We start from the raw sequence: 19,501 nt of genomic DNA on the forward strand, positions 1-19,501 counted from the left end.
CCTCCCGGACGGACGCTCAGGCGCCGACGGGCTCGTCCATCTGCCCGTGCCGGCCCCGCTCGCCCTTGACCGAGGTGATCAGGAGCTGGGCGACGTCCACGACCTCCAGCGACTCCTTGGCCTGGCCGCTGTTCTTCTTCTCGTTGATCGCGTCGCCCAGCATCACCAGGCAGAACGGGCAGGCCGTGGACACGGTGTCGGGGTCGGTGGTCAGCGCCTCGTCCACCCGCTCGGTGTTGATCCGCTTGCCGATCCGCTCCTCCATCCACATGCGCGCCCCGCCCGCGCCGCAGCAGAACCCGCGCTCCTTGCACCGGTGCATCTCCTGCGTCCGCACCCCCGGCACCTTGGCCATGATGTCGCGCGGCTGGGCGTACACCTTGTTGTGCCGGCCCAGGAAACACGGATCGTGGTAGGTGATCTTCTCCTCGATCGGCGTGACCGGGGTCAGCCTGCCCTCCTCCACCAGCCTGGCCAGCAACTGGGTGTGGTGCACCACCTCGAACATCCCGCCCAGCTGCGGATACTCGTTGGCCAGGGTGTTGAAGCAGTGCGGGCAGCTCGCCACGATCTTCTTCACCCCGGCCTCGTTCAGCGTCTCGATGTTCTGCCGGGCCAGCATGTCGAACAGGAACTCCATGCCCAGCCGGCGGGCCGGGTCTCCGGTGCACGCCTCCATGGGGCCGAGCACGCCGAACTTCACCCCGGCGATGTGCAGCAGCTCGGCGACGGCCTTGGTGGTCTTCTTCGCCCGGTCCTCCAGCGCGCCCGCGCAGCCGACCCAGAACAGGTATTCGAGATCGTCGGGCACCTTCTCCTCGATGACCTGGACCTCGATCGGGTCGACCTCGCGCGAGGCCAGCTCCTCGATCCACTCGGCGCGCTTCGTCTCCGGCACCCCCCACGGGTTGCCCTTGTTCTCCAGGTTCTTGAGCATCACGCCGGCCTCGGAGGGGAAGCTGGACTCGATCATCACCTGGTAGCGGCGCATGTCGATGATGTGGTCGATGTGCTCGATGTCCACCGGGCACTGCTCGACGCAGGCGCCGCAGTTGGTGCACGACCACAGCACGTCGGGGTGGATGACGCCCTGCTCGCCGACCAGCGGCCTGCCCGCCAGGGCCAGCACGTCCTCGGGCAGATCGGCCCGTTCCTGCTCGCCGGCCATCAGGTAGGGGGCGATGGCGAAGGCGTGGTCGCGCTGGTCCAGGATCAGCATCTTGGGCGACAGCGGCTTGCCGGTGTTCCAGGCCGGGCATTGGGACTGGCAGCGGCCGCACTCGGTGCAGGTGTAGAAGTCCAGGAACCCCTTCCAGGTGGTGTCCTCGATCTTGCCGCGGCCGAACACGTCGGTGTCGGGGTCGGCCTCCTCGAAGTCCAGCACCTTGCCGTTGCTGCGCATCTGGGGCACGGCGCCCAGGCCGTCGGGACGCCGTGAGAACGCGACGTTCAGCGGCGCCAGGAAGATGTGCAGGTGCTTGGAGTTCACCACGATCACCAGGAACACCAGCATGACGCCGATGTGCAGCAGCAGCCCCACGGACTCCAGCGCCTCGCTCGTCGGCAGCACCTTGGCCACCGCCTCGGACGCGAACGCGCCTGACTTGTACGGGAAGCTGCCGGTGTTGACGGCCGCCCCTCGGAACAGGAACATCGTCCAGAGCACGTTGAAGATCATGAAGAGGATGAGCCAGGCGCCGCCCAGGTGCGAGCCGGAGAACCGCGACTCGCGTCCGAGCTTCTTGGGCGAGTTCTTGACGCGGATGGCCGCGAAGGCCACGAGGCCCAGCAGGCAGGCGACGGCGATGAGGTCCTGGAGGAAGCCGAGGACGGGCCAGGTGCCGACGAGCGGGATGTGGAAGTCCGGCGTGCCGGTGATCGCGCCCTGGATCAGCGCGCCGTAGGCCTCCAGGTAGACCGTCGCCAGGATGACGAACGCCCAGAACACCACGAAGTGCGCCACGCCCGACGGCGTCCACTTGAGCAGCTTCTTCTGCGCGAACACCTCGACGACCTGCGCCTTGAGCTCGGCGCCTGCGTTCTCCCTGGCGTACTGCACGCGTTCGGGAGCGGGCTGGCCGCTCGTGGCGAGGCTGTATAGCCAGTGCGCGCGGCGACCGGCGAGGGTGACCGCGAGCGCGGTCATCACGAGCCCGATGATCGCTACCAGGAGCACGGGTCCTCCAAACTAGGGCGTTGGCTGCCCAGCGTAGACACACCGGTCATCCACCGTGACGGCGAAGCCACTCCGAATAGTACCCGGCAGTAACTTATGGCCATGCACGGGTACGACCCCAGGCCTTACCACGACTGGAACAGTGCCCATGACAATGCACAGAACAATGCTCTGTGAAGGTCTCGGGCCGGGATCGATCAGTCGGCGCCGAGGTAACGCTGGATCGTCGGCGCGAGAAGGCCGACGAGCTCCTCGATGTCGACGGACGCCACCGGCTCCACCTGGAGGACGTACCGCAGCAACACCACGCCAAACATCTGCGCGAACGCCGCCTCCATGCGGAGCGGCGGGATGTCCAGGCCGACCGCCACCCGCTCCAGGATCGCCCGGGTCATGAACTCGCGGATCATCGCGACGACCCGCTCGTTGGTCATCGCGCTGCGCACGAGCGCGACGATGGGCTCGCGCGCCATCGGATCGGCGGTCATCGTCAGGATGAACCTGGCGACCCGCTCGCCGACCTCCTCGCGCGGCCCCTCCAGAACGAGGGGGATCACCTTCGAGGGATCCACGGGCAGGTGGAGGGCCGCGACGAAGATGCCCTCCTTGGTGTCGAAATAGTGGTGGACGAGCGCCGGATCCACCCCGGCCTCCCGGGCGATGCCCCGGATCGTCGCCTTGTCGAACCCCTTCTCCGCGAAGATCTTGCGGGCCGCGACGACGATCTCGCCGCGCGTGTCCGCCGAGCCTGGGCGCCTTCCCGGACGCCGTCTTTCCGCCGTCACCCCTCCGCCTTCCGCGCCGTCATCGCCGGTCTCGGATCGGATCATGCCGACAAGGACCCGATCATGTCGAGGTGGAGGACGCCGCGAAGTGCAGCCGGGCGAAGGCCAGCCCTTCGGCCAGGTCGTCGATGCGCTCGCTGCGGCCGGCCGCCTTCCGGGTGTTGATCTCCAGGACGATCAGGCCGCCGTACCCGGCCGTGGCCAGCCGCTCCAGGACGCGGGCGCAGGGCTGACCACCCCGGCCGGGCACCAGGTGCTCGTCCTTGTTGGTGGTGCCCACGCCGTCGGCGAGGTGCAGGTGGGCGAGGCGGTCGCCGAGCTTCTCGGTCATCTGCAGCGCGTCGGACCCCGACACGGCCGTGTGGGACAGGTCGAGGGTGACCTGGGGGAAGTCGTGGTCGACGACGTCCCAGCCCGGGGAGTACGGGACGACCTCGGCGCCGCGGGCGCGCAGGGGGAACATGTTCTCGACCGCGAAGATGACGTCGGTCTCGTCGCGCATGCGGGCGAGACCGGACTCGAAGTCGCGGGCGTAGTCGCGCTGCCACCGGAACGGCGGGTGCACGACCACCGTGCGCGCGCCGAGCCGCTCGGCGGCCTTCTGCGCCTTGACCAGCTTGGCCCAGGGGTCGCGGCCCCAGACGCGCTGCGTGACGAGGAGACAGGGGGCGTGGACCGCCAGGACGGGGATGCCGTAGTGGTCGGACAGGCGCTCGATCACGTCGATGTCCTGGCTGATCGGGTCGGCGCCGACCATGACCTCGACGCCGTCGTAACCGAGGCGCGCGGCCAGCTCGAAGGCGTCCGGAGTGCGCTCGGGATACACCGACGCGGTGGACAATGCGATCTTGGCGTTCGGGACACGGATGACGTCGGTCACATCTGCCAGCCTAAGCCGGGTCGCGCCCAGGTCGCGTTGCGCAACCCGGATGCAACGGAGATCACACGCGCCTGTACGGCGTTATGCCTGGTCTAGCGTATTCCCCATGGCGCGGATCGTCGATGGGGCCATTCCCAGCCCGAACATATGGAACTCGCCCCGGACCTACGAGCTGGAGAACCGGGCGGTCGACCCGGACGGCGTCGCCGAGGCGGCGATGTCGGCGATCCGCCCGTGGACGGGGGGCGCCGTCCTCGACATCGGCTGCGGCACGGGCTACCACCTGCCGCGGCTGGCCGCCACGGCGCACACGGTCATCGGCGTCGAGCCGCACGCCGGGCTCGCCGCGCTCGCCGCCGAACGCTGCCGCGGGCTGCCCCGCGTGTACGTGCGCACGGCGACCGCCCAGGCGCTGCCCGTCCCCGACTCCTCGGTGGACGTCGCCTTCGCCCGGTGGGCGTACTTCTTCGGGCCCGGCTGCGAGCCCGGGCTGCGCGAGCTGTCCCGGGTGGTGCGGCGCGGCGGCGCGGCGTTCGTCATCGACCTGGACGCGGGCCGCGGCGACTTCGGCGCGTGGTTCAGCCGCACGGTGCCGTCCTACTCGGCGGCGGCCGTGGAGGCGTTCTGGTCGCGGCAGGGCTGGCAGCGCCGGGAACTGGACCTGCGCATGGTCTTCTCCACCCGCGCCGACCTGGAGGCCGTCCTGCGCATCGAGTTCGCCCCCGACGTCGCCGAGGAGGCCATCGCGCGCACGCCGGGGCTGGAGGTCGCCTACCCGAACATCCTGCGCTGGCGCCTGTTCTGACACCCCTCATCCAGGGATGCGCCGGCTTGACCTTGACGTTGACGTCAAGGACTAGCGTGAGCGCGGATCAGGGAGGACCGATGCGGATCGGCGAGCTGGCGAGGCGGGCGGGGGTGAGCACCCGGGCGCTGCGCTACTACGAACAGCAGGGGCTGCTTGCGGCCAGGCGGACGTCCAACGGCTACCGGCAGTACGACGAGTCCGACCTGAAGCTGGTCGCCGAGATCCGCTCTCTGCTCACGGTGGGCTTCACGCTGGAGGACGCGCGGCCGTTCGTCGAGTGCCTGCGCGCCGGCAACGGCTCCGGGAACGCCTGCCCCGAGTCCGTCGAGGTCTACCGGCGCAAGCTGGCCGAGATCGACGAGCAGATCCGCACCCTGTTCGGCCGCCGCGCCGAGGTGGCGGCCCAACTCGCCGAGGCGTGCCCGGGATGCGCGCTGAGAACCGGAGGAACGACATGATCACGCTGACCGCCGAGAACTTCGCCGAGCAGGTGCTCGAAAGCGACAAGCCCGTCCTCGTGGACTTCTGGACGGATTGGTGCCCGCCGTGCCGCATGGTCGCGCCGATCCTGGAGGAGATCGCGGGCGAGTACGCCGACCGGCTGACCGTCGCCAAGCTGAACGCCGAGGACTACCCCGAGATCGCCTCCCGGTACGGCGTCATGGGCTTCCCGACGATGAACCTGTACCGGGACGGCGAGGTCGTGCGCCAGGTCGTCGGCGCCAAGCCCAAGCGGCTGCTGCTGGCCGAACTGGAGGGGCAGTTCTAGCGCCCGCTCCAGCCCCCGCGGCGGGCGCGCGGCCGATGTGCTTTGTCGGTGCGGGCCGATAACGTGCCCCCCATGACCAAGACGCAGAAGGCCGGGTACCGCTGCGCCGAGTGCGGGTGGCGCACCTCCAAGTGGGTGGGCCGCTGCGGCGAGTGCCAGGCGTGGGGCACGGTCGACGCCGAGGACGCCCGCGCGGGCGTGCACGTCGTCCAGGGGGGTGCCGTGACCTCCCCCGCGCTGCCGATCGGCCAGGTCAAGGCCGAGTTCGCCCGCGCACGCACCACCGGCGTCGGCGAGCTCGACCGCGTGCTCGGCGGCGGGCTCGTCCCCGGCGCCGTGGTGCTGCTCGCCGGCGAGCCGGGCATCGGCAAGTCCACGCTGCTGCTGGAGGCCGCGGCGAGCATGGCCCGCCACGAGACCGTCCTGTACGTCACGGGCGAGGAGTCCGCCGCCCAGGTGCGCATGCGCGCCGACCGCATCGGCGCCATCCAGGACCAGCTCTACCTCGCGGCGGAGACCGACCTCGCCGCCGTGGTGAGCCACGTCGAGAAGGTCCAGCCCCGGCTGCTGATCGTCGACTCCGTGCAGACCATCGGCTCGTCCCAGGCCACGGGGGTGCCGGGCGGCGTCACGCAGGTCCGCGAGGTCACGGGAAACCTAGTGCGCCTGGCCAAGGACCGCGGCCTCTCCACGGTCCTGGTCGGCCACGTCACCAAGGACGGCTCGATCGCGGGCCCCCGCGTGCTGGAGCACCTGGTCGACGTCGTGCTGCACTTCGAGGGCGACCGCCACTCCCGGCTGCGCATGGTGCGGTGCATCAAGAACCGCTTCGGCCCCACCGACGAGGTCGGCTGTTTCGACCTGAACGAGCGCGGCATCGTGGGGCTGCCCGACCCGAGCGGCCTGTTCGTCTCGCGCCGCTCCGAGCCCGTCCCCGGCACGTGCGTCACCGTCACGGTCGAGGGCACCCGCCCGCTGCCCGCCGAGGTGCAGGCGCTGGTCGGCCCCACCGAGGCCCAGCAGCCGCGCCGCTCGACCTCCGGCCTCGACCCCTTCCGCGTGACGATGATCCTCGCCGTCCTGGAGCGCCGGCTGAACGCCCGGCTGAGCGGCTGCGACGTCTTCACCGCGACCGTCGGCGGCATCCGGCTCAACGACCCCGCGGTCGACCTCGCGGTGATGCTCGCCGTGGCCAGCGCGGCGGGCGACCGTCCCCTTCCGCCGGGCCTGATCGTCCTCGGCGAGGTGGGGCTGGCGGGCGAGCTGCGCCCGGTCAGGGACATCCGGCGCAGGGTGGCCGAGGCCGCCCGGCTCGGCTTCTCGCACGCCCTGGTCCCCACCGGCTCGCTCGAACAGGAAGCGCCCGCGCTGCCGTCCCCGGACGGGCGCGAGGCCCGCAGGCCGGTCCCGGTGGCGAGGCCGCCCATCCGCACGACGAACTTCTCGCAGGGTTTCGACGTCACAGAAGCAGAGAACGTCTGGGACGCGTTGACGCACGTCACATGAGCCGCGCCGCCGCGCTCCCGGTCCGGGACGCCATATCGCCGCTAAACTGGGCGAGGTCAGCGACCATCGGGGGTCAAGTGGCGAACAACTCCAAGGGCGTCGACGATCGCCGACGACCCACCCTTGCCGCGCTCGCTCCGGGCACCGAGCTTCGCGACGGCCTGGAGCGCATTCTGCGTGGGCACACGGGCGCGCTCATCGTCCTCGAATACCATCGCGGGGTCGAAGAGGTCTGCACGGGCGGGTTCACGCTCGACGTCGAGTTCTCCGCGACGCGCCTGCGCGAGCTGGCCAAGATGGACGGCGCCATCGTGCTGGACTCGGCGGCCAACAAGATCGTGCGCGCGGCCGTCCACCTCGTCCCCGACCCGTCCATCCCCACCAACGAGTCCGGCACCCGCCACCGCACCGCCCAGCGCGTGGCCCGGCAGACGGGCTCGCCGGTCATCTCCATCAGCAAATCGATGCGCATCATCGCGCTGTACCTCGACGGCGTCCGGTACGTGCTGGAGGAGTCGGCGGCGATCCTGTCCAAGGCCAACCAGGCGCTCGCCACGCTCGAACGCTACAAGATGCGCCTGGACGAGGTCTCCGGCACGCTGTCCGCCCTGGAGATCGAGGACCTGGTCACGGCGCGCGACGTCGCCGTGGTGGTGCAGCGGCTGGAGATGGTGCGCCGCATCTCCGGCGAGATCGAGGGCTACGTCGTCGAGCTCGGCACCGACGGGCGGCTGCTGTCGCTCCAGCTCGCCGAGCTGGTGGCCGGGGTCGAGGAGGACCGCGACCTCATCCTGCGCGACTACCTTCCCGCGCAGGGCGGGCACCGGCCGCGCTCGGTGGCCGATTCACTCGCCGAGCTGGACCGGCTGTCCCCGGGCGACCTGCTCGACCTGTCGGCGGTGGCGCACGTCCTCGGGCACGACGGCTCCGAGGCGCTGGACAAACCGGTCAGCCCGCGCGGCTACGGCCTGCTCGCCAAGGTGCCCCGCCTGCCCGGCAGCGTCGTCGACCGGCTCGTCGACCACTTCGGCGGCCTCCAGAAGCTCCTGGCTGCCAGCACCGACGACCTCCAGTCGGTGGGCGGCGTCGGCGAGTCCCGCGCCCGCAGCGTCCGCGAGGGCCTCTCCCGCCTCGCCGAGGCGTCCATCTTGGAGCGATACGTCTGAGGTGGGGCGCCCTTGCCGCGCCCCGAACGGGTCAGGAACGGCGCAGGTGGAAGATCACCTTGGGGCTGCGCAGGGTGCCCAGGCGCGCCATGGCGACGTACGTGCCGTCGTGCGCCTTCGGATGCGAGGCGCGGCAGTCCGGCCCCGACCGGTGGCGGTCCCAGTCGACCATGCGCACGTGGGGGACGCCGCGCCGGAGCCGGCGGACCTCCTTGCGCTCGCCGCTCAGGCAGTCGGACGTCGACCAGACGCGGTCGTCGCCCGAGGTGATGCGGACCTCCACCGCCCGCGGCCCCACGTCCACCGAGCAGTCGACGCGGCCGGTGTTGACGACGGCGAGCAGGAATCGCGGGGTGCCCTTCCGGTGGTAGACCTCCGCCTCGCCGCGAAGGCTGAGCACCAGGTCGGACTTCTCGCACGGGTCGCCGGGCCGCTGGGTGGGGGTGGGCGTGGGCTTCGGCGTCACGGGCGCGGGTGTGGGGACGGCGGCCTTGGCGGCGGGCGGCGGAGTCGGCGCGGTCGCGGTCAGGGTCGTGGACGGGGTCGCGGTGACCGTCGCCGTGCCGCCCTTCGGGGCCGCGCCCCCATGCCGTGAGTTCGGCCCGGACCCCCCGGACGCGCTCGTGCAGGCCCATGCCACGACGGCCACCACGACGAGGGCGCCGGTGAGCACCGACACCCTGCGGCGCCAATAGACGTCCGGCCCCTCTACGCCGACGTCGCCACGGAACGTGTCCGGATCCATACTGACAGTATGGAGACTTGTGAGCCGCCGGGCGTGTCGACCCGCCGATCCCCCAAAACCCTCACCACGAAACCGTCCGCCAAATCCCCCCAAACCCCCAGCAATCCCCACGCGTCGGCGAGTAGGGGCGGCGGCGATGCCGGCGCCCTCGTACGGCGAGGTATGCGGTGGACGCTCGTGGACACCGCAGGAGGTTCTAGGCTCGGCGGCGTGGGAAACGGACTACACGCGGCCATCCTCGACTGGTACGCCGACAGCGCGCGGGATCTGCCGTGGCGGCGGCCCGAGGCGACGCCCTGGGGCATCCTGGTCAGCGAGATCATGCTCCAGCAGACTCCGGTGGCCCGCGTCCTGCCGATCTGGACGGAGTGGATGGAACGCTGGCCCACGCCGGCCGACCTCGCCGCCGAGCCGCCCGGCGAGGCCGTGCGCCACTGGGGGCGCCTCGGATACCCGCGCCGCGCGCTGAACCTGCACGCGTGCGCCCGCGCGATCACCACCGGCCATGACGGCCGCGTCCCCTCGACGTACGACGAGCTGCGCGCGCTGCCGGGCATCGGTGACTATACGGCCGCGGCGGTCGCGAGCTTCGCGTACGGCCGCAGCCACGCGGTCCTGGACACGAACGTGCGGCGGGTGCTGGCGCGGGCCGTACGGGGCGAGGAGTACCCGCCGACGGCGACCACGGCGGCGGAGCGCAAGCTGGCCGAGTCGCTGATACCGCCCCTGGACGCGCCCCGGTGGGCGGTCGCGGTCATGGAGCTCGGCGCCCTCGTCTGCACGGCCCGCACGCCCCGCTGCGCCGACTGCCCGGTGGCCGCGATCTGCGCCTGGCGCCTCGCGGGCCGGCCGCCGTACGAAGGCCCTGAGCGACGTGGGCAGACGTACGCGGGCACCGACCGTCAGTGCCGCGGACGGCTGCTGGCGGTCCTCAGGGACGCGCACGGCTCCGTCGCGAAGGCCGACCTGGACGCGGCGTGGACGATCGACCCGGTCCAGCGCGAACGCGCCCTCGACGGCCTCGTGGCCGACGGCCTCGCCGAACCCCTCCCCGACGGCACCTACCGCCTCCCGGCCTGAGCTTCGGGGCGCCTTAGGCGGCCAGTTTGAGGCCGAGGGACGTGAGGTTGCGGCGGGTCCAGTCGAGTTCGTCGGCCAGGGTGGCGACCAGGGCGGCGGGGCCCTTGCCCTTGGCGGGGGACGCCAGGCCGTGGGCCTCGACCTCGATGTGCGCCCCGCCGGTGCCCGGACCGGCCAGGATGGTGGCCAGCGTGTTCTCCAGAATCGACTCGGTGCCGGGAACCTCGCCGGTGTGGTTGTGCACGTGGCCCAGCTTGACCACGGTCGCCCCGGCGGCGGCCACCCCGCGCAGCGCGGCGCCCGGCTCCTCGACGCCGCAGGTCAGGTGGCAGGCGTCCAGGCAGACGCCGAGGTATTCGGAGTCGATGCCGCACACCCGCCGCACGACCTGCTCGGTGGTCTCCAGCACGCAGCCCGGCCACGGCTGGAAGCCGACCCTGATCGTCTTGCCGGTCACGCTGTGCAGGCCGCGCAGCTCGCGCGAGAGCCGGTCCAGGCGCCGGGAGGCGATGGCGTGCAGGTCGGCGGGCCAGTCGCGGCGCCAGCCGATGGGGATCGTCGAGATGCTGCCGAACCGGACGTCCTCCGGCAGCAGGAAGGCGAGGATCTTCGCCAGCGCCATGGTGTACCGGTACCGCTCGGGCTTGGCCCAGTCGGGCCCGGGGCTGTCCTGCCCCATGCCGCGGCCGCCCGCGCCGTTGAGGCTGACGACCTCCAGGCCGCGCTCCTCCAGCGAACGGCGCAGCCGGACCAGCTCGATGCGGTCGGCGGTCAGGTGGTCGGCGACCGCGGGGGCCAGCCACAGGCCGATGCCCAGCCGGTCCACCCCGAGGCGCCTGCGCACCGGCACGGCGTAGCGGGTGAGGTGCGCGATGAGGTTCTCGAGGTCCTCCGCGGGGTGCACGCCCGCGTTGTAGGACACGTGAACGAGCGTGCCGTCCTCATGACTCAGGCGCATTGGGTGCCTCCCAGGCGTACTGCTCTTCACGGGCTCCGTCGCCTCGCACGGCCCGGTAGGGTCGCGCGGCACGGCGGAGGGTCTCCTGCCTGCCGGGAATCCGGCCTGGCCCGCCCGAGTCTGCCCGGGGACGCCATCTGGCGCGTCCGCCCGGCAGCGGATCCGCCGCTACGTCGGCGGGCGGATCTCGGTCTACCGCACCGTACTCAGTGGATCTTGTGAACCACTTGGTCGAGACTTGGCCCGATTCGCTCTACGGAGTGTAGTACTACCTTCGGTGGTGGCATAACTGATCTCGCCAAAGAGATCTCACGAAATACGGAAGACCCCCCGTGAGTCTGCTCACAGGGGGTCTTCGCGGAGAGTTCAGCCGATTGTCGGCCTCACGGGCGCGTCCGGTCCGACGGACCGGCCGACGCGCCGGCGCGGCTGCCGGCGGTCGCGGCGTCGGCGATGGCCGCCGCCGAGTCCGGGATCTCCGGCTGCGCCTTCTGCTCACCCGTGAAGGTGAACGTGGCGGCCTCGCCCTCGCCCTCGATGGCGATCTTGACGATCTGACCCGGACGCAGGTCGCCGTAAAGGATCTTCTCGGACAGGGCGTCCTCCAGCTCGCGCTGGATGGTGCGGCGCAGCGGACGCGCGCCGAGGACGGGGTCGTAGCCACGGTCGGCCAGCAGCTGCTTGGCCTCCTGCGTGAGCTCCAGGCCCATGTCGCGGTCCTTCAGGCGCTGGTCCACCTGGGCGAGCATCAGATCGACGATCTGGATGATCTCGTTGGGCGTCAGCTGGTGGAAGACCACGGTGTCGTCGACACGGTTGAGGAACTCGGGCCGGAAGTGCTGCTTCAGCTCCTCCTGAACCTTCGACTTCATCCGGTCGTAGTTGCCCTCGACGTCGTTCGTCTTCGCGAACCCGACCCCGATGCCCTTGGAGATGTCGCGGGTACCGAGGTTGGTCGTCATGATGATGACGGTGTTCTTGAAGTCGACCACCCGGCCCTGGGCGTCGGTCAGGCGACCGTCCTCCAGGATCTGGAGCAGCGAGTTGAAGATGTCCGGGTGGGCCTTCTCGATCTCGTCGAACAGGACCACGGAGAACGGCTTGCGCCGGACCTTCTCGGTGAGCTGGCCGCCCTCTTCGTACCCGACGTAGCCGGGCGGGGAGCCGAACAGCCGCGAGACGGTGTGCTTCTCCATGAACTCGGACATGTCCAGCATGATCAGCGCGTCCTCGTCCCCGAACAGGAACTCGGCGAGCGCCTTGGACAGCTCCGTCTTACCGACGCCGGACGGACCGGCGAAGATGAACGAGCCACCCGGACGGCGCGGGTCCTTCAGACCGGCGCGCGTGCGGCGGATCGCCCGGGACAGACCCTTGATGGCGTCGTCCTGGCCGATGATGCGCTTGTGGAGCTCGTCCTCCATGCGGAGCAGCCGCTGGGACTCCTCCTCGGTGAGCTTGAAGACCGGGATGCCGGTGGCCGTCGCGAGGACCTCGGCGATGAGCTCCTCGGTGACCTCGGCGACGACGTCCATGTCGCCGGCCTTCCACTCCTTCTCGCGCCGGTCGCGCTTGAGCTGGAGCTGCTTCTCCTGGTCACGGAGGGCCGCGGCCTTCTCGAAGTCCTGCGCGTCGATCGCGGACTCCTTGTCGCGGCGCACCTGCGCGATCTTCTCGTCGAACTCGCGCAGGTCCGGCGGCGCGGTCATGCGGCGGATGCGCATGCGCGAGCCGGCCTCGTCGATGAGATCGATCGCCTTGTCCGGCAGGAACCGGTCGCTGATGTAGCGGTCGGCGAGCTGCGCGGCGGCGACCAGGGCGGCGTCCGTGATCGTCACGCGGTGGTGGGCCTCGTAACGGTCGCGCAGGCCCTTGAGGATCTCGATCGTGTGGCTGAGCGAGGGCTCGGCGACCTGGATCGGCTGGAAGCGGCGCTCAAGGGCGGCGTCCTTCTCCAGGTGCTTGCGGTACTCGTCCAGCGTGGTGGCGCCGATGGTCTGGAGCTCACCGCGGGCCAGCATCGGCTTGAGGATGCTGGCGGCGTCGATCGCGCCCTCGGCGGCGCCCGCTCCGACCAGCGTGTGCAGCTCGTCGATGAACAGGATGATGTCGCCGCGGGTGCGGATCTCCTTGAGGACCTTCTTCAGGCGCTCTTCGAAGTCACCGCGGTACCGCGAGCCTGCGACCAGGGCGCCGAGGTCGAGGGTGTAGAGCTGCTTGTCCTTCAGCGTCTCGGGCACCTCGCCCTTGACGATCTTCTGGGACAGCCCTTCGACCACGGCCGTCTTGCCGACGCCGGGCTCTCCGACCAGAACGGGGTTGTTCTTGGTCCTGCGGGACAGGACCTGCATCACCCGCTCGATCTCCTTGTCGCGGCCGATCACCGGGTCGAGCTTGCCCTCGCGGGCCGCCTGGGTCAGGTTGCGGCCAAACTGGTCCAGCACAAGCGAGGTGGACGGCGCGGACTCCTGAGGCCCACCTGCCGCCGCGGGCTCCTTGCCCTGGTAGCCGTGGAGCAACTGGATGACCTGCTGCCGGACGCGGTTGAGATCGGCGCCAAGCTTCACCAGCACCTGGGCGGCCACGCCCTCACCCTCACGGATGAGGCCAAGGAGGATGTGCTCAGTGCCGATGTAGTTGTGGCCCAGTTGCAGGGCTTCTCGGAGCGACAGCTCGAGGACCTTCTTGGCGCGCGGGGTGAAGGGGATGTGCCCCGACGGCGCCGACTGGCCCTGGCCGATGATCTCCTCGACCTGCTGACGCACACCCTCAAGACTGATGCCGAGGCTCTCGAGGGCCTTGGCGGCAACGCCTTCTCCCTCATGGATCAAGCCAAGAAGAATGTGCTCAGTGCCGATGTAGTTGTGGTTGAGCATCCGGGCCTCTTCTTGGGCCAGGACGACAACCCGCCGTGCGCGGTCAGTGAACCTTTCGAACATCTCGTCGCTCCTCACAGAGCGGTCAGGCAGCTCGGGATATCCGGGCCCGCCGCATCCGCATGCTAGCCCCGACCGGTGACCGCTCTATACACCAGACGTTCCCCGAGAGCAGGGCGTTCACGCTCCATCCAACTACTGTTGGGGGCCTACGTGTTCCCGCTACGCCCGAAGCGAACGACGTTTAACATCGCTGATATCCGCGAGGCCCCCGGCCGCGCACCGGGACGATCACTCACGCATAACGCGATCATGCGGCTATGGCGGCGATTGGTCCCATCACCGCCACAGCCGGCTGATCACAAAGAGCCGTCAGTGTGCCGCTTCGTACTGCTCCACGACGGAGGAGGCAATACGACCGCGCTCACTCACGGAGATGCCGTGGGCCTTGGCCCAGGCCCTGATCTCCGAGCTCTTTTCCCGGGACGGACGCTGCCCGCCACCACGCTTACGGCCCCGCGCCGGCGCACCTTCGGCCTTACGCGCACCCGAGACGAAAGAGGACAGCGCCTCGCGCAGCTTCTTGGCGTTGTCGTCGCTCAGGTCTATCTCGTAGGCGGAGCCATCAATCGCGAAGGAGACAGTCTGATTGGCCTCGCCGCCATCGAGGTCGTCGATGAGTATCTTCTGGATCTGCGTGGCCATCTGGCAATCCTTTCGCAGAGCATTGTTCGATTCGCCTGCTAAACATATACCCACTAACCCTTGTTGACAATTCAAGGGCCGTGTCGATTGAGGAACCGGGGACCCGCCCTGCCGGGGTCAGTCGGAAGCCCCGGACTTCTCCTGTGGTTCCGCCGCCTGCCGCCGGCCTGCCGCTTCCGAACGGAGTAGCTTGACCACGGCTACGATGACCACCGCAGCCACAACGCCGGGCGGTATCAACGCGGACAATACATCGCTCATTGATCCTCGCTCCACGCGGGGGGGGCGGCATTCACCGGCCCCCCACGCTAATTGTCACACGGTACCCCGTGGGCCCGTACCGTGGTCGCCTGATCAGGGAGTCAGCACCGACTCTATCCCCACAGGAGGTCAGCACGGGTTGCGGGGCGGGCGCCAAACGCCGGCGGAGGACCGTTCCACAACTTTCCCGATCTCATCAGGCTCCTTACCGGATGCCCTTGGAATGGCGGTCTCCGAAAACACCGCCGGAGCCGCCACGACGAGGCCGTCCACGCCGATAATGCCGATGTAGACGGGGATCCGTGACGACAACGACGCGCCTCGGTCTTGTCGCGGGACGCCTGTCCGACGGCTTGTAGGCGGAGATTAGCGCGCCGGGACGGGCCCGAAGATGACGGCGGGCCACCCGGAGACGGTAATGCCGTCGAGAACCAAGAGCCGGGCGAAGTCGGTCCCGCGCTTCATCGCCGCGAGGGAATCGGCGGCGCCGCCGCCCGTCCACCGCGGGACGGATCTTCGCCGCCTTCTTCGCCGGGCGTCACACCGTACCGGGAATGTGTCTCATAGGTCCCGGACGGTATACACGCCGAACGCAATGGCTCCACCAAGAACAGGAAGGCGCGCCGAAGACCGCCGCGTCAGGATCGGCGGGGATTTCCAACGGAGAAGACGAGAAGGCGCCGGCGATCGGCGTCAGGAGCGATGCCGGGACCGGCTACGCGGGGCCGCTATCACCGCCGAACGACAGGGCCGCGGAGAGGGACGCGGGCGTGTGCGGCGGCGAGCCGCCGGCGTCCGCCGGGCGGGCCGTACGGCCGGCCAGAAGGGGCACGGGTCCGTGCGGACCCCGGCCGGCGCGGACGCGGCCGTGCGCGGCGCTCTGAGGGACGTGGCGCGCTCCGGCGCGCTCGGGAGGGGGATGCTTGGGCTGACCGACGCGGGGCGGTTCTGCGGTCATCTGATCGCCTTTCGCGACAAGCGAAGGTGGATTCGGGTTCGTGCAAGGTCCTATCGCATATAGCGGTCTGTCCGTTACCGATTCGCCAATGTTGGCATGACCAATCCCGAGGCGGCCGAGTCCCGCCGGGCCCCGGGAGGGAAGGCCCCGGATACGCGTCAGGGCCGGAGGAGCTCCCCCCCGGCCCTGATACGGCGACCTTTTACTTGACCTTGACGACCACCGTGTTCGCCACCTTGTCGTGCAGCGCCTGCTGGAGCGGCTTGTCCCAGAACAGCCACAGGACGTTCACGAGCGAGAAGATCCACGCGATGTACTTGATGATCGGGATCCACTGGAGAATGTTCGGCCCGAAGAGGACGATCGCTCGCTTGCCCACCACGTCGGTGGGCAGCGGGCTGTCCAATGTGCCGCCCACCGGGACGACCTTGATGCCCATGGCGATCTTGCCGACCGTCTGTCCACGCTGCCGGAGCATCAGGAACTCGTAGGCCACGTAGACGGCCCCGGTGATGATCGCGGTGATCAGCGCGGCGATGAAGACCCCACCGCCTTCGGTGACGGTCCCTGTCGTCAGGTCGATGCTGGGCGCGGTGATGAGGATCGCGCCGACGATGGCCGAGAGGATGAACGTCGGGATCGCCAGGATCACGGCGTCGATGATGCGCGCGACGAGGCGCTGCCACCACTCGGCCAGCGGCGCCGGGGCGCCCGGGGGGACCGGGCCTGCGGCGCCGTACGGCTGCTGGTAGCCGGGCGTCTGGGCGTACCCCTGCTGGCCGTAGCCCTGCGGGGAGTACCCGGGCTGGCTGTAGCCCTGCTGCCCGTAGCCCTGCTCGCCATAGCTTTGCTGCTGCTGGCCGTACCCCTGCTGGCCGTAGCTCTGGTCGCCGTACCCCGGCTGGGCCGCCTGCTGGCCCTGCTGGCCGTACTGCTGCTGACCGTAGCCCGGCTGCTGACCGTAACCCGCCTGCTGGCCGTAGCCCTGCTGCTGGCCGTACGCCTGCTGGCCCTGCTGGCCATAAGCCTGGTCGCCGTAGCCCTGCTGCTGGCCCTGCTGCCCGTACTGCGGCTGCTGACCGTACGCCTGCTGCCCCTGCTGGCCGTACGCCTGCTGCTGCCCGTACGCCTGGTCGCCGTAGCCCTGCTGCCCGTACTGCGGCTGCTGGCCGTACCCCTGCTGGCCCTGCTGCCCGTAGCCCTGGCCCGCCGAGGACTGGCCGTAACCCTGCTGCTGCCCGTACTGCGGCTGAGCCTGCTGGCCGTACTGCGGCTGCTGGCCGTAGCCCTGCTGCTGCCCGTACTGGTTGGGGTGTTCCGATGTCGGCTGGGGACGGTGGACGACCGTCACCTCAGGATCGGTCTGATGCCCGTATTGCGGAGAGCCGGACGACGGGTTGTCGTCCGGTTCGTCGCGTGGGTACGGCGGCTGTCCGGTGCTCACCGTGTCACCTCACTTCGGCTTCGCATGCGGCATATGTCAGACACGCATGCTGTGGTGTTGCCCAACGTAGCGACAGCCGCATCAACAGTCACCTTTCCACCGGGTCATCGCGAGGGTCAAGATCGGGGGACCAGATGGAGCAGCATGCGCGTGTTGCCGAGGGTGTTGGGCTTGACGTGTTCCAGGTCGAGGAACTCGGCTACGCCCTCATCGTAGGAGTCGAGCAACTCGGCGTACACCTCCGGAGACACCGGAGTGCCCTGGATCGGGGCGAAACCGTGCCTGGCGAAGAATTCGACCTCGAATGTCAGGCAGAAGACCCGCCGCAGCCCCAGATCGCGAGCCGCGTCGATGAGCGCGCCGACGATCATATGCCCGATTCCCAGGCCACGGCAGCGAATGTCGACGGCGACGGTGCGGATCTCCGCGAGGTCCTCCCAGAGGACGTGGAGCGCGCCGCACCCCACGACCGCGCCGTCCCGTTCTGCCACCCAGAACTCCTGGACGTCCTCGTAAAGGGTGACGGTCGACTTGCGCAGCAGGCGCGGGCCGTCGCCGGAGTAGGTGTCGACCAACCGCCTGATCGCCCGGACGTCGGGCGTGCGGGCTCGTCGCACCACGACCGTGCTGCCGGAGGGCACGGAGGCCACGACCTGCTCCATGAGGCGCCAGGGTATCCCGCCGGGCCGGTCGCCCGTCTCCGGCGTTACCGCATCGATTCCGGTATCGGACCACCCGAAACCCCGCCGCCCCGACACCCTTGTGGCGGAGGGTAACGGTGTGAACGCATGGTGTCGAAGGTGCGACGGCGCCATCCGCTTCGGCGGGATTTGACGTTCCTCACACTCGCGGACCTGCGCGGCCCACGCCCATCGTGTGGTCAAAAGCCCGTAAACGCAGCGTAATGCGGCTTCGTAAGCACTTCGCGCGTGATCGTCCTGTGATGCCCCGGTTGTGAAACCTCAACAGAATCCGCAGTTCCGGTTGAGGCGGAACCGTGGCTGCACTAGTGTCCAGCGTCGATGCCGGTCATCGCGCAGCGGTGGCCGCGCCGCCGAATCCCGGCCGCGTCCCCGTAGCGGCGGGAACCGGGGACCCAACGGCGCACGCAGGGGGCACGCCCCCGGCGAGCCGCCATCCCCGGGGTGAATCCGAGAGGGAGGGCATGGACGTGTCCTCTGTGGTCACGCGCTCGGTAGGGCTACTCCGGCCCGAACCCGTCAGCTAACCCGGTAGGCGGCCGAGGAGAGGAGCTCGTTGGTGCAGCCTAGGCGCACGCCTGGTAGAAGCGCGGGCAGGCATGCCCGTCCGGAACGAACAGAGCGCGCCCGAGCCGGCGGAGTGACCAAGCGCCTTCCACGCCGGATCGCGCTCGTCGCCGCCGCCCTGACGGCCCTGACGTTCGGCACGCCGCTCGTGTCGGCGACCGCCGAGCCGAAGCCGAGCCTCAAGGAGCTCAAGAACCAGGTCGAGAGCCTCTACAACCAGATCGAGTCGCTCACCGAGCAGTACAACGGCCAGAAGGAACGCCTGAAGCAGGCGCAGCGCTCCGCCGACCTCGCCAAGAAGACCCTCATCCGCAGTGAGACCGACCTGGAGCAGAAGCGCCGCCAGGCGGCGCTGTACGCCCAGGACGCGTACATGACCGGCGGCGTGGGGTCCTCCCTGGCACTCGCGATGTCCGGCGACCCTGACGGCTACCTGGACCGCGCGGCGACCACCTACGCCCTGCAACTGCAGCAGGGCGAGGAGGTCTCCCAGATCACCAAGGCCATGGACATCGCCGAGCGCGCGAAGGAAAGCGCCAAGGCGCGCGAGGGCGAGGTCAAGAAGCTCGTCGCCGACCTGTCCTCACAGCGCGACAAGATCCGCAAGCTGGTCGCCAGGACCGAGAGCGCGCTGTTCAAGCGGGCGCTGTCGCAGGCAGGGCAGACGTACGGCAGGGCCACCCGCATCGACATCCCGATCCCCGGCCAGGGCAAGGCGGCCGAGGCCGCCAAGTGGGCGATGACCCAGCAGCTCAAGCCGTACGTGTGGGGCGCGGCGGGTCCGAGCACCTACGACTGCTCCGGCCTGGTGATGTGGGCCTACCAGAAGGTCGGCATCAGCCTGCCGCACTACACCGGCGACCAGTGGACCGCGGGCACGCACATCAACCGGGAGGACATGCGCCCGGGCGACCTGGTCTTCTTCTACAGCGACCTGCACCACGTCGGCATCTACATCGGCGGCGGAATGATGGTGCACGCCCCGCGCACGGGTGACGTCGTGCGGGTCGTCCCGCTGGGCAACCGACCGTTCGCCGGAGCCGTGCGCATCGCCGACTGACCCCGTTCGGGGCGCGGACGCCCGCATCGCCGACCGCCCCGAACCGCCGATCCGAA

General features: G+C 69.8%; 16 protein-coding genes and 1 riboswitch. Of the genes, 7 read left to right on the forward strand and 9 right to left on the reverse strand.

Annotated features, from left to right (window positions below):
• Positions 1–16 precede the first annotated feature (16 nt).
• The 3 genes from DQ384_RS21255 to DQ384_RS21265 all read right to left on the reverse strand — a co-directional run bounded on the left by DQ384_RS21255 (position 17) and on the right by DQ384_RS21265 (position 3,841).
• Positions 17–2,176 carry a (Fe-S)-binding protein gene (locus tag DQ384_RS21255; RefSeq protein WP_245966666.1) on the reverse strand — a complete coding sequence of 720 codons (2,160 nt, stop codon included), beginning with the start codon at positions 2,174–2,176 and terminating at the stop codon, positions 17–19.
• Positions 2,177–2,373: 197 nt separating this feature from the next.
• Entirely contained in the window at positions 2,374–3,006 is a 633-nt protein-coding gene (locus DQ384_RS21260; protein WP_114030622.1) for a TetR/AcrR family transcriptional regulator, read from the reverse strand.
• Positions 3,007–3,022: 16 nt separating this feature from the next.
• On the reverse strand, positions 3,023–3,841 hold the full coding sequence (locus DQ384_RS21265) for a sugar phosphate isomerase/epimerase family protein (RefSeq protein WP_114030623.1): 819 nt from the start codon (positions 3,839–3,841) through the stop codon (positions 3,023–3,025).
• Positions 3,842–3,947: 106 nt separating this feature from the next.
• Here DQ384_RS21265 and DQ384_RS21270 point away from each other — a divergent pair, with 106 nt between their 5' ends.
• The 5 genes from DQ384_RS21270 (at position 3,948) to disA (ending at position 8,090) form a co-directional block, all read left to right on the forward strand.
• Positions 3,948–4,646 carry a class I SAM-dependent methyltransferase gene (locus tag DQ384_RS21270; protein WP_114030624.1) on the forward strand — a complete coding sequence of 233 codons (699 nt, stop codon included), beginning with the start codon at positions 3,948–3,950 and terminating at the stop codon, positions 4,644–4,646.
• Positions 4,647–4,726: 80 nt separating this feature from the next.
• The gene (locus tag DQ384_RS21275) at positions 4,727–5,107 is read left to right on the forward strand and encodes a MerR family transcriptional regulator (RefSeq protein ID WP_114030625.1); all 381 of its coding nucleotides are present in this window, start codon (positions 4,727–4,729) and stop codon (positions 5,105–5,107) included.
• On the forward strand, positions 5,104–5,418 hold the full coding sequence (trxA, locus tag DQ384_RS21280; RefSeq protein ID WP_114030626.1) for a thioredoxin: 315 nt from the start codon (positions 5,104–5,106) through the stop codon (positions 5,416–5,418). Before DQ384_RS21275 ends, trxA begins: the two co-directional genes overlap by 4 nt.
• A 72-nt stretch (positions 5,419–5,490) precedes the next feature.
• Positions 5,491–6,924 carry a DNA repair protein RadA gene (gene radA, locus DQ384_RS21285; RefSeq protein ID WP_114030627.1) on the forward strand — a complete coding sequence of 478 codons (1,434 nt, stop codon included), beginning with the start codon at positions 5,491–5,493 and terminating at the stop codon, positions 6,922–6,924.
• A gap of 77 nt (positions 6,925–7,001) precedes the next feature.
• Positions 7,002–8,090 carry a DNA integrity scanning diadenylate cyclase DisA gene (disA, locus tag DQ384_RS21290; protein WP_245966667.1) on the forward strand — a complete coding sequence of 363 codons (1,089 nt, stop codon included), beginning with the start codon at positions 7,002–7,004 and terminating at the stop codon, positions 8,088–8,090.
• A gap of 31 nt (positions 8,091–8,121) precedes the next feature.
• On the opposite strand, the gene DQ384_RS21295 is transcribed toward disA, so the two are convergent.
• Positions 8,122–8,835 carry a hypothetical protein gene (locus DQ384_RS21295; protein ID WP_114030629.1) on the reverse strand — a complete coding sequence of 238 codons (714 nt, stop codon included), beginning with the start codon at positions 8,833–8,835 and terminating at the stop codon, positions 8,122–8,124.
• A gap of 210 nt (positions 8,836–9,045) precedes the next feature.
• Between DQ384_RS21295 and DQ384_RS21300 the strand changes: the two genes are divergently transcribed.
• A complete protein-coding gene (locus tag DQ384_RS21300) occupies positions 9,046–9,915 on the forward strand; it encodes an HhH-GPD family protein (protein ID WP_245966668.1) in 870 nt (289 codons plus the stop codon).
• Positions 9,916–9,928: 13 nt separating this feature from the next.
• Here the strand turns inward: DQ384_RS21300 and DQ384_RS21305 are convergent, their stop codons facing one another.
• The 5 genes from DQ384_RS21305 to DQ384_RS21325 all read right to left on the reverse strand — a co-directional run bounded on the left by DQ384_RS21305 (position 9,929) and on the right by DQ384_RS21325 (position 17,779).
• Positions 9,929–10,873 carry a sugar phosphate isomerase/epimerase family protein gene (locus DQ384_RS21305; RefSeq protein WP_114030631.1) on the reverse strand — a complete coding sequence of 315 codons (945 nt, stop codon included), beginning with the start codon at positions 10,871–10,873 and terminating at the stop codon, positions 9,929–9,931.
• A gap of 383 nt (positions 10,874–11,256) precedes the next feature.
• Positions 11,257–13,812 (reverse strand): ATP-dependent Clp protease ATP-binding subunit, encoded by a 2,556-nt coding sequence (locus DQ384_RS21310; protein ID WP_114030632.1) that lies wholly within the window; start codon positions 13,810–13,812, stop codon positions 11,257–11,259.
• A gap of 309 nt (positions 13,813–14,121) precedes the next feature.
• On the reverse strand, positions 14,122–14,454 hold the full coding sequence (locus tag DQ384_RS21315; RefSeq protein ID WP_114030633.1) for a histone-like nucleoid-structuring protein Lsr2: 333 nt from the start codon (positions 14,452–14,454) through the stop codon (positions 14,122–14,124).
• Between the two features lie 1,421 nt (positions 14,455–15,875).
• A complete protein-coding gene (locus tag DQ384_RS42235) occupies positions 15,876–17,117 on the reverse strand; it encodes an RDD family protein (protein ID WP_114030634.1) in 1,242 nt (413 codons plus the stop codon).
• Positions 17,118–17,233: 116 nt separating this feature from the next.
• Positions 17,234–17,779, reverse strand: coding sequence for an amino-acid N-acetyltransferase (locus tag DQ384_RS21325; protein ID WP_114030635.1), 546 nt, complete (start codon positions 17,777–17,779; stop codon positions 17,234–17,236).
• Between the two features lie 391 nt (positions 17,780–18,170).
• Positions 18,171–18,372, forward strand: a riboswitch (cyclic di-AMP (ydaO/yuaA leader).
• A gap of 86 nt (positions 18,373–18,458) precedes the next feature.
• Here DQ384_RS21325 and DQ384_RS21330 point away from each other — a divergent pair.
• Positions 18,459–19,445 carry a C40 family peptidase gene (locus tag DQ384_RS21330; protein ID WP_245966669.1) on the forward strand — a complete coding sequence of 329 codons (987 nt, stop codon included), beginning with the start codon at positions 18,459–18,461 and terminating at the stop codon, positions 19,443–19,445.
• The last annotated feature ends 56 nt before the right edge of the window (positions 19,446–19,501 follow it).

It is taken from the genome of Sphaerisporangium album, from assembly GCF_003323745.1.
Lineage (GTDB): Bacteria > Actinomycetota > Actinomycetes > Streptosporangiales > Streptosporangiaceae > Sphaerisporangium > Sphaerisporangium album.